Source organism: Ectopseudomonas oleovorans (assembly GCF_003052605.1).
GTDB lineage: Bacteria > Pseudomonadota > Gammaproteobacteria > Pseudomonadales > Pseudomonadaceae > Aquipseudomonas > Aquipseudomonas oleovorans_A.
Genome location: NZ_QASO01000037.1, coordinates 108966 through 118775, shown reverse-complemented (window position 1 = coordinate 118775; position 9810 = coordinate 108966). Strand labels below are relative to the sequence as shown.

The 9810-nt window shown below is 57.1% G+C and carries 10 protein-coding genes; 3 read left to right on the top strand and 7 right to left on the bottom strand.

The window, feature by feature from the left end:
- The 3 genes from DBO86_RS07065 to salA form a co-directional block, all read right to left on the bottom strand.
- Positions 1-394 (bottom strand): VOC family protein (locus DBO86_RS07065; protein WP_208630387.1); only part of this gene is annotated, 394 nt, incomplete at its 3' end.
- Positions 391-729: a 2Fe-2S iron-sulfur cluster binding domain-containing protein gene (locus tag DBO86_RS07060; RefSeq protein ID WP_003292091.1), complete on the bottom strand. Its 339-nt coding sequence runs from the start codon at positions 727-729 to the stop codon at positions 391-393. The genes DBO86_RS07060 and DBO86_RS07065, both read right to left, overlap by 4 nt.
- Positions 730-1170: 441 nt before the next feature.
- The gene (gene salA, locus DBO86_RS07055; RefSeq protein WP_059393005.1) at positions 1171-2484 is read right to left on the bottom strand and encodes a salicylate 1-monooxygenase; all 1314 of its coding nucleotides are present in this window, start codon (positions 2482-2484) and stop codon (positions 1171-1173) included.
- A gap of 154 nt (positions 2485-2638) precedes the next feature.
- On the opposite strand from salA, the gene nahR reads away from it, so the two are divergent.
- Both nahR and DBO86_RS07045 read left to right on the top strand, forming a co-directional pair.
- Positions 2639-3541: an HTH-type transcriptional activator NahR gene (gene nahR / locus DBO86_RS07050; RefSeq protein WP_019752927.1), complete on the top strand. Its 903-nt coding sequence runs from the start codon at positions 2639-2641 to the stop codon at positions 3539-3541.
- A 210-nt stretch (positions 3542-3751) separates the two neighbouring features.
- Positions 3752-4669 (top strand): IS5 family transposase, encoded by a 918-nt coding sequence (locus tag DBO86_RS07045; RefSeq protein WP_108233329.1) that lies wholly within the window; start codon positions 3752-3754, stop codon positions 4667-4669.
- A gap of 206 nt (positions 4670-4875) precedes the next feature.
- Here DBO86_RS07045 and ndoA read toward each other — a convergent pair whose 3' ends face one another.
- The 4 genes from ndoA to DBO86_RS07020 all read right to left on the bottom strand — a co-directional run bounded on the left by ndoA (position 4876) and on the right by DBO86_RS07020 (position 9356).
- Positions 4876-5190: a naphthalene 1,2-dioxygenase system ferredoxin NdoA gene (gene ndoA / locus DBO86_RS07035; RefSeq protein ID WP_009399901.1), complete on the bottom strand. Its 315-nt coding sequence runs from the start codon at positions 5188-5190 to the stop codon at positions 4876-4878.
- A 143-nt stretch (positions 5191-5333) separates the two neighbouring features.
- Positions 5334-6320 (bottom strand): 2Fe-2S iron-sulfur cluster-binding protein, encoded by a 987-nt coding sequence (locus tag DBO86_RS07030; RefSeq protein ID WP_108233328.1) that lies wholly within the window; start codon positions 6318-6320, stop codon positions 5334-5336.
- A gap of 138 nt (positions 6321-6458) precedes the next feature.
- The gene (locus DBO86_RS07025; RefSeq protein ID WP_108233332.1) at positions 6459-8312 is read right to left on the bottom strand and encodes a tyrosine-type recombinase/integrase; all 1854 of its coding nucleotides are present in this window, start codon (positions 8310-8312) and stop codon (positions 6459-6461) included.
- A gap of 402 nt (positions 8313-8714) precedes the next feature.
- Complete coding sequence (locus tag DBO86_RS07020; RefSeq protein WP_034000024.1) at positions 8715-9356, bottom strand: substrate-binding domain-containing protein; 642 nt, start codon at positions 9354-9356, stop codon at positions 8715-8717.
- Positions 9357-9462: 106 nt separating this feature from the next.
- On the opposite strand from DBO86_RS07020, the gene DBO86_RS07015 reads away from it, so the two are divergent.
- Positions 9463-9783 (top strand): helix-turn-helix domain-containing protein, encoded by a 321-nt coding sequence (locus tag DBO86_RS07015; RefSeq protein WP_457926123.1) that lies wholly within the window; start codon positions 9463-9465, stop codon positions 9781-9783.
- Positions 9784-9810: the final 27 nt, after the last annotated feature.

Genomic DNA, 9810 nt, shown 5'->3' with positions numbered 1-9810 from the left:
TCACACCCCACTTTCCAGTATATTCCTTGTCTGCATACAACTCGAAGTGATGCCCGGAGGGTGCCTGGAAGCGCACGCGCCGGCCACAACTGTTCAGTTCACCTGCGGGTAGCTGCTCAACGGCACAGCCATATGCCGTCAGATCCCGCTCCAGTTGCCGGAGAGCATCCTCATCCACAACCTTGAAACCCATAAAATCCATACCAGGTTCGTCGGCTTCGCGTAGCACCACGGAGAATTTGTCAACTTCGGTCCAAGCCTTGAGATAGACACGGCCCTGATCGTCACGGTCCATCTCGATCAGGCCCAGCAACTCGACGTAGTGTTCCAGGGCCTTGCTCATGTCCAGTACACGCAGCTGCACATGGCCGGGGCGCATTATACCTTTGTTCATGACGTCACCTTTTCTCTTTGTTGTGGGTCGACCGTATTTTCATAGCACGGCTTTGAATAACGCTCGATACATAGATCGCTACGGGCAAACAGTCGGCAGGCCAGGGCGTAGCCTTGTTCGCGGGCCTCTACCGGTACGTGCTTGCAGCTCATACGCCCGCATTCGTAATCACCGGTCAGCACCCGCACCTTACACAGGCCGCACCCGCCGCCGCGACAGCCAACTGGTAGGCAGTGCTTGTTCTGGGCCTCCATAGCACGAAGCACTGACTGCTGCGGCTGGCAGACGAAGCTCTCCCCATCAGGCCGTACAGTGATTTCAAAGACCGTTGGCATCCCGCCTCCGTCGACATGTGCGTCAGTGGGCACCGCTGCAGGACCTCAAATACAAGGCCTGACCAGTTTGGCGATTGCTAGGGAAGTATTGATTGTCATCGCGGGAGCGCTGATTATTAAGGTGTAACGGAACGAACTCTTGTTATTGGTTTGCATTGTTCTCTCTAGCGATGCTCTTTGGCGCAGCATGTATGAAATCCTAATGGGCTACCGTGGTATCTGCGGTCCACTGGCACCAATGCGGTGGCTGCCTGTGCTTAGATCAGAATCTAACTATATTTACAGATCCAACGGCTCCCATGGGCGTCGGCCTAGCGGCTGAAACAAAGTGATATTTTGCACCTAGCACTAAACGCAAGCCTATGTGCATCACGTAACCCGTTCGCAGAAAACACTTCAATTACTCGCCTTCGAAACCTTAGCCACTATCGACACGGCCTCTTACCCTTGACGCAGCGCAATTTGCTCATGCGCCTCCCAACCCATGCGCAGTCGGGCCTCAGCCACATCGGCATCGAGATCATGGTTCCATAGCCAGTCGAAACGAGTCGCCAGTATTTCCCCCACCAGCTGTTCGTCCGCACCTACAATGGGGTCGCGCAACTCGTATAACTCGCCGGTTTCCACAGTGGTTCGTTGCACACGACAGGCATGAGGGCGGCGCAGGTCGTCGTAAGCTCCAAGCAGCTCGGGGAGGTTGCCTGTTTCGGTCCGACTATCGCCCAACAGCCGGGCGAGGAAATAGGCGTCCTCAAGCCCTTGCCCTGCACCGGCACCTTGGTGCGGCAGCATGGCGTGCGCTGCGTCGCCGATCAGGGCAACCCGACCGTGTACGTAGCCTGGCAGTTCCGGCAGGTCATGCAGTGCCCAGAGAGTTGGCGCCGGGATGCACTCCAGTAAGGCGCGCGGGGCATCGCCCCAGCCCGCGAACGCATCGAGCATCTCGCGCTGGCTCGCTTCCCGTACCCAGGGAGCGTCCGCGGGCCAAGTCGGTTCCGGCTGGCTACGGTCGGAGGTGAACGCTACCACGTTGACAATGCGGCCTTTTCTCACCGGGAAGGTAAGAATATGGCCATAGAGCCCTAAGTACATCTGCGGGACATCCACCAAGTGCTCGTCAATGCCATTTATTCTATAGGCTTCGCGCAGTTGCAGGCTATCTACCATGCCCCGGTATGCACAGGTACCGCTAAAACGTGGTTCTAAATGATCCAGCCCCTGACCTTCCAGCACATAGCTACGAAGCGCTGACTTAATGCCGTCGGCGCCGATTAGAAGATCGCAGCGGTACTCTGTGCCGTCGGCGAATAGCATTTGCAGTTCATCACCCTGCTGCTCGATTTGGGTGGCACGCTTCCTAAATTGGGCGATACCTTCTGGAAGGTGTTTTACTAGGGCGTCAAGGAAATCAGCACGGTGTGCAGAGGACTGACCTACGCCCGGCGCAATGGTGGCGCCTAGATAGCTGGCATCGCTACCGCGCCGCCATTCAAACCAAATATCCTCCCAAGGCTGCGGAGTCCGATCAGCAACCTGAAAGTAGGCTTGACCCAAACCCAAACCGACAATGGCGCGCACTGCGTTAGGCCCGAAGGACACACCAGCACCGACTTCACCGAACGCCGGGGCAGCCTCGAATAGCTGCACATTAAGATGGGAGTGTTTGCACAAGCTCAATGCCAAGGCAAGGCCTGAAATTCCGCCGCCGACTATAGCGACGCGCAAGGCTGGTTTCTTAGCGTTCATGTCGTTCATGCAATACCTGTCATGGCTTTATTATTGGGATATCTTCAACAGTAGCGAAGCCATAACTATTGATAAATACACTAATCCCTATATTATATATTCATGGGCAGAATGTACGATGCTGCCGCTTTGGCAGGACGACGTCCCAACATAGCGAGGCTCCATGGAACTGCATGACCTGGATTTAAACCTGCTGGTAGTATTCAACCAGTTGATGGTCGACAAGCGTGTCTCTATCGTCGCGCAAAGCCTAGGCCTAACCCAACCTGCCGTAAGCAACGCCCTGAAGCGCCTGCGCACCGCACTGCAGGACGAACTGTTCGTGCGTACCCACCAAGGCATGGAACCTACGCCCTATGCTGCACATTTAGCTGAGCCTATCGCCCATGCCATGCACAGTCTGCGCGAAGCGCTACATCACGAAGAGCGCTTCGATCCTTTAACCAGCGAGCGTACCTTCACCTTGGCCATGACCGACATTGGTGAGATATATTTCATGCCGCGGTTAATAGATGCGCTCACTCGTAAGGCCCCCCATTGCACAATCAGCACGGTACGCGGCAGCTCGGTGAGTTTGGGACAGTCGTTACAAGACGGTACAGTAGATTTGGCCGTAGGCCTGCTACCCAACCTACAGGCCGGCTTCTTACAGCGTCGGCTTCTTCATAACCGCTACGTGTGCTTGTGCCGTAAGAACCACCCGGCCACCAGAGAGCCACTGACCTTGGAGCGCTTCTGTGCCTACAGCCATATACGTGTCATCGCCGCCAGCACTGGCCACGGCGAAGTAGATTCCCTTATGGCGCGAGCTGGCATCCGGCGGGACATTCGCCTAGAGGTTCCGCACTTCGTCGCCGTTGGCCATATCCTCCAGCATACGGAGCTACTCGCCACCGTACCTGAGCGCTTCGCTGACTGCTGTGTAGAGCCCTTCGGCTTGAATGTGCTGCCAATCCCCATCGACCTACCAGACATCCCCATTAACATGTTCTGGCACGCAAAATATCACAAGGATTTAGCCAACATCTGGTTGCGACAACTGATGTTCGAGCTGTTTTCGGATTGAGTGAAAATCCGGGGTGATCGATACGACCGGCAGTGATCTTGCGCAGCCCGCTTGCACATTGGTTGGCAACGGGGGAAGCTCATTTAAGGAAACTCCGAAGAAGACTTCCGGGCAAAATGCCCAGACTCTCCACAGACCCGAGTTTCCGATGAAGCAGAGACCTTCGCCGACGCCGAGTACGCCGGTAAGCGCAAGCAGACCCGCAAGGAATTGTTCCTGATCGAGATGGATCGGGTTGTGCCATGGAAGGGTTTGATTGCCTTGATCGAGCCGCATTACCCCAAGGGCGAAGGCGGCCGACCAGCCTATTCGCTGATGGCGATGCTGCGCGTACATCTGATGCAAAACTGGTTCGGCTACAGCGATCCGGCGATGGAAGAAGCGCTGTACGAGACCACCATCCTGCGTCAGTTCGCCGGGTTGAGCCTGGAGCGCATTCCGGACGAGACCACCATCCTCAACTTCCGCCGGCTGCTGGAGAAGCATGAGTTGGCGGCCGGTATCCTTGGCGTGATCAATGGCTACCTGGGAGATCGCGGCCTGTCGCTGCGCCAAGGCACCATCGTCGATGCCACGCTGATCAATGCGCCGAGTTCGACCAAGAACAAGGACGGCAAACGCGACCCGGAGATGCACCAGACCAAGAAGGGTAACCAATATTACTTCGGCATGAAGGCCCACATCGGGGTGGATGATGAGTCGGGTCTGGTACACAGCGTAGTCGGTACGCCAGCCAACGTGGCGGATGTCACTCAGGTCGACAAGTTACTGCACGGCGACGAAAACGTCGTTTGCGCCGATGCCGGCTACACGGGCGTCGAAAAGCGCTCCGAACATGAAGGCCGGGCGGTGATCTGGCAGGTCGCGGCACGCCGCAGCACTTACAAGAAGCTTGGCAAGAGCAGCCCGCTCTACAAAGCCAAGCGCAAGGTCGAGAAGGCCAAGGCGCAGGTGCGGGCCAAGGTCGAGCACCCGTTTCGGGTGATCAAGCGCCAGTTTGGTTACACCAAAGTTCGCTTTCGAGGGCTGGTGAAGAACACGGCGCAGTTGGTGACGCTGTTCGCCCTGTCGAACCTGTGGATGGCGCGCCGACATTTACTGGCGAATACAGGAGAGGTGCGCCTGTAATGCGGGAAATGGCCGCCGCGAGGTGCTCGCGGCGGCTAAAAAAACCCAGAAAGAATGGATGGTTCGATCGTTTTTTAGACGAATCGCCGCTTTTGAAATTGGCAGGGCTGAAGTCAGCCAGAAATACGTGACTACTTCAGACCGTCCCTAAAAAGATCGAATGGGGGGTTACGCTCTAAGGTCCGGGGTGCCTCCTATTAAAATTCTCAGCTCAAATCAATCATCACACGCTGGCCCTCAATCTTCACTGGGTATGTTTTGATGTTCTGTGTCACAGGGGCGCACAAGGCCCTGCCTGTGCAAACATCAAATCGACCTTGATGCAGAGGACATTCAATTTCTCTGCCTTCTAGAAAGCCATCGCTCATGCGGGCGGCACCATGTGTGCACAGGTTGTCGGTAGCGTAGATTTCGCCTTCCACTTCATACAGCGCTAGTTCCTTGCCTTCGACTGTCACGCCGAGGACGTCACCTTCAGGGATTTCATAAAGAGCGACTGCGTCAATCCATTTTTCTGTCATAAAGCTATCTTCAAATGGGGTAATGATGGAGTTAGAGATCATCCAGCTGTCCTAAATATTCAGACGCGGCTGTTGTTAGTGATGCTCATTTAAGTGTCTTCCTGATGAATTCTCGATGTACAGAGGTGCAGGGTCGGGGCAATTCAGACCCCGCTGGGATAGAAGGCATCGGCATAAATATGTTCGGGCGATATTCCGAGAACTTTGGCGACGGTGCATAGAGCGTCAACCATCGCTGGTGCGCCGCACAGGTAGGCTCTCCACCCAGCCAGCGAGGGAATGTCTTTTTCAATCAAATCGGTAATTAGGCCGGCTCGCTGGCCCTCATTAATCGGGCCCTTCGCAATCACTGTATGGACAGTCAGTTGAGGGTGGATAGCCGCGAGTTGGTTCAATCGGTCTGCGTCGTAAAGGTCTTGCTGACTGCGCACCCCGAAATAAAGGTGGATGGGGTTCGTCATTCCCGACTTCAGCGCGCCGCGAACAATCGACAGCACCGGTGCGAGTCCGGTCCCGCCGCCCACACACAGCATCGGCCCGGTGTGAGCCTGACGCAGATAGGCCGTACCAAGAGGCCCGCTCAACTTAATGCTTGTACCTTCGCGGACGTGCTCGAAAATATACTCCGTGACACGCCCGCCCGGCACTTTGCGGATATGGAACTCCATTTCTTGGTCATCTGGCAGACCAGCCATTGAATATGGACGCACATGTTCGGGACTGAACTGTAGCATCGCGTACTGTCCGGGTGAGAACTCGAAGGGCTTGGCGAGGCGAATGCGGATGCGGCGAATATCGTGAGTGGGCGACTCGACGGCGACAACCATGCCTTTGATGATTCGCGCCGGGTGAGTGACTATGTCGTCTGAGTCTATGATCTCAATTGCGCAATTGCTGGTGAGCACTGACTGACAGGCGAGTACATAATGCTCTTCGATGCGATTTGAGTCACCGCTTTTCGCCGCCGAACTAATGACGCTGCCATCTATAACTCGGCAGCGGCAAGTACCGCATCGTCCAGACATACAGCTGTAGGAAATACCCACACGGTGCTCACGGAGCACTTCCAAAAGGTTGGCACCGGAATCAAAAGGCAAGCGGCGATTGTTCGGTAGTACGAGAAGTTCCATAGATCTAGCTTCTTTATTTATATGTTTTATGGTTCCATGATCATTGACTGTATTCTAATAGTCAATAAACCATAAATGAATATTAGTATCACTAATATGAATAATGTCCAGGCCATCCCTTACCGGCCCGTTGTTTGACTACACGACCCCGACCCGCAGCGGGGTCCATTCGCTTTCCTTCACCGCTGTGCTCACGGCCATGACGAGCTTGTCGAGATTGCTGGCAGTCACGCCCTCCAGTGCCGAGCGCCCCCGCAGCATCGAGCGCGGCTGCAGCAGTGCATGGTAGATCTGCCAAGGGTCCGCACCCCTGGTCAGCTTCAGGACAGACTGGATCAGCTCGTGCTTGAGCGGGTCGAGGTGCCAGTCCGGCACGCGCTGGCCGCGGTTGCCCACGTTCAAAGCCAGCAAGTTGCCCGCCTGGATCTCATAGCTGATCCACCTGCGGGATTTGCCCGCTATCTTGGCAAACGCAGCGACGGGAAGGTTGTGCGGCGCTTCGAAGACATCGAACAAATCCATTCTCTCGCGCTGAATGTCCGAAGGTACCAGCGGCGCGGCCGATCGCTGGGGCGGCACTGCCGGCAGCCGATGTGCGGCGGCAGAAACCAACGGCATGGCGTCACCCGGCTTCGTCACGAGCAGGCTTGGCGAAGCGGCAACCGGCGTAGAGGGCGCGCTTGCGGTTTGCTCACTGGGGAATGCGGGCACGCCTTCCAGATGCACGGTGAGCGGCATGCTGGCCGCCTCGACCTGGTTCTGCTCGAAGAGGTCGAGGCGATCGGCCCAGTCCTGCATCATGCGTCGACGCTGCTCCACGTACGCGGCATGGTTGTAGGTCGCGCTGACCTTGTTGGGATCGACATGCGAAAGCTGTGCATCCACCCAGACTTTCGGGTAGCCGATCTCGTTGAGCGCAGTGGACATCGTGCCACGGATACCGTGTCCGGTCAGGCGTTCCTGATAGCCCATGCGTTTGAGCGCACCATTGAGCGTGTTCTCGCTGATACGCTTCTTCAAGTCGCTGTCGTGCCGGAACAGGTAGCGCTGGGCCGGCTTGAACTCATCGAGCAGGTGCCGGACGATCTCCATGGCCTGAATCGACAGCGGCACGATGTAGGGCGGGATGTCCTTCGGCTGCTGCCGCTTCTTGCGCATATCCACCTGGAGTTGCTTCACGACGTCGGGCGGAATGATCCACAGCCCCCGGTCCAGATCGAATTGATCCGGCATCGCCTGTCGCAGCTCGCCGGTTCGCACGCCGGTCAGCAGCAATAGCCGCAGCCCGAGCTGGGTCTGCCGCCTGCCGCGATAGCTGCGTAGCCGCTGCAACAGCTTCGGCAGTTCGGCCATGCGCAGGAACGGGTTGTGGTTGACGGGGGGCAGCGGCAGCGCCACCACATCGAGATCGGAGGCGGGGTTCTGTTCCAGGCCCGGCACGATCACCAGCGCGTAGCGGAACAGTTGGTTGAACCACGTCCTGACTTTCTCGGCGACGGAGAGCGCCCTGCGCTTCTCGATCTTGGCGATCACCTCCAAGAGGTCGGGACGCTTGATCTCATAGATCGACCGCTTGCCCAAGGCGGGTAGCACATCCTTGTCGAAGATGCGCGGAAGTATCGAGAGGGTCGTCTGCCGGCCTTCCTTGAGGCTGAGCCCGCGATGCTTGAGCCACTTGCGATACACCGCATCGAAGGCGTTTTCGTCGGCGAGCCGGACAGCGGTGCGCTTCTGCTTGCGGTGAACGCGAGGATTGGTGCCTTTGGCCAGCAGGGCGCGCGCTTCGTCGCGCAGGCTGCGGGCCTCGCGAAGCGTCACCTCCGGGTAGGTGCCGAGCGACATCCGCTTCTGCTTGCCCGCCCAGTAGTAGCGGAAGTGCCAAGTCCTGCCACCGGCAGCGGTGACGGCCAGGGAGAGGCCATCCAGGTCAGGGAGGGTGTATGCCTTGCCAGTCGCCTTGGCCTGTCGAACGGCCAGGTCTGAGAGTGCCATGCTCTTGCTCCGAACATGAGTCAGGAACCAGATGCTGGTCACGTCGACCTCGCCTCTCCATCAACAATCCGGAATCAGCCGCGCCCGCAAAAATGGACTTGTTTGTGGACTTAAAAGTCCCGGCTGTAGGCGGATCGCAGTGGACCACAGCAGAACGTCAAAGAGAGAAAAAGTCTTTGTGTGGCAACGACTTGCAGACTCTCTTGGACTTCTGCGGAAGTCCGCAGAATGATGCAGTGGAGCGGGCGTAGGGAATCACTTATGACAACCAACCCTTTGATTAATAAAGGATTTTTCTGGTTACCCAGACCAGAAATTGCCTTTCAGTATACCACCTCAACCCTCTTGACGAAAGGCGAGCTTCCAACGCCTTCCGCTGGCGGCTACCGACAGCCACGGCGATCAGGAAGCGACCGATTTTGCGATCTGCAGCGCCCTTCGCTCGAGTCGCTCGGAAACCGAGTTCGCTTGCCCCTGGGGCCTATGCAGGTGCGTCACGATCTCGTAGGGGCCGTCGTCCAGGGGACGCATGCTAACTCCCCATCCATGGGCGTGCTTGATGCGCGATTGCGCGGATAGCCCGACACCGTAGCCGGCAGAAACCCATAGCGCCATCATCTCGAACGACGTCACGTACTGAGGTTTTTGCGGGTCGGCAGGCGGGCGCGAGAGCAGCCGATGATCCAGCGAAGAACACGTCTCAGCCCTCCAGCGAAAAATCGGGTAGTCCTGTAGATCGGCGATGGTGAGCGATGCCTGATCCAGCAATGGAAACCGCAGCGGCATCGCAACGGCCATGTGCTCATTCCACAAGGGTTGGGTTTGGATGGCCGGATCGCTCGATCCTTGAAGCGACACCCCTACGTCGTAGCGGCCTTCACGGAGTCCATCAAGCAACTCGTCACCTGCAACCTCGAAGAACGCGATGCGGACCTCTGGCTCTTGCGCACGTTGCAGCGCGAGCAGCGCCGAAAGCTGAGATGACGATACGCCGGTGGCTATCGCAAGCCTGAGGTGGGCTGGTTGGCTGGTGATGTTGTCCATGGAGAACCCACAGAAGCGACGAAGTAAGTCAAGGGCAAACCAGCATCATAGTAAAGAGAGAACTTTAACGTCGATATGTTTAACGTGGTTAATTTAAGAGGATTGTTTGACGCTTCTGTCGATGCAGAAGCTTACTATTCAGCCAGGTCGTCCACCTGGCACACCCACCTATGAATCCGAACCAGCATTAGCTTTCGGGCGGGCCGTGCGTGCCGCTCGCGTCGCGCAAAGCGTCGCTCAAGACGACTTTGCATTTCAGGCTGGAATATCGCGTTCACACATGGGCAAGATCGAGCGCGGGGAGCATGTGCCGACGCTTCCCCTGATACTGAAAATTGCTGCCGCGCTCGGGATCAGCGCCAGTGAGTTGATGGCGGCGACTGAAAAGAACCTCAACTCTGGCAGTGAACCGCAAGGCTCGCCATAAACAGCCGCGAACTTCAGTAGCAGCCCT

What these genes read in the sequence shown, in the direction of transcription:
- DBO86_RS07060 (WP_003292091.1), bottom strand. Translation starts at nt 729, where the DNA reads ATGCCAACGGTCTTTGAAATCACTGTACGGCCTGATGGGGAGAGCTTC.
- salA (WP_059393005.1), bottom strand. Translation starts at nt 2,484, where the DNA reads ATGAACGACATGAACGCTAAGAAACCAGCCTTGCGCGTCGCTATAGTC.
- nahR (WP_019752927.1), top strand. Translation starts at nt 2,639, where the DNA reads ATGGAACTGCATGACCTGGATTTAAACCTGCTGGTAGTATTCAACCAG.
- ndoA (WP_009399901.1), bottom strand. Translation starts at nt 5,190, where the DNA reads ATGACAGAAAAATGGATTGACGCAGTCGCTCTTTATGAAATCCCTGAA.
- DBO86_RS07030 (WP_108233328.1), bottom strand. Translation starts at nt 6,320, where the DNA reads ATGGAACTTCTCGTACTACCGAACAATCGCCGCTTGCCTTTTGATTCC.
- DBO86_RS07025 (WP_108233332.1), bottom strand. Translation starts at nt 8,312, where the DNA reads ATGGCACTCTCAGACCTGGCCGTTCGACAGGCCAAGGCGACTGGCAAG.
- DBO86_RS07020 (WP_034000024.1), bottom strand. Translation starts at nt 9,356, where the DNA reads ATGGACAACATCACCAGCCAACCAGCCCACCTCAGGCTTGCGATAGCC.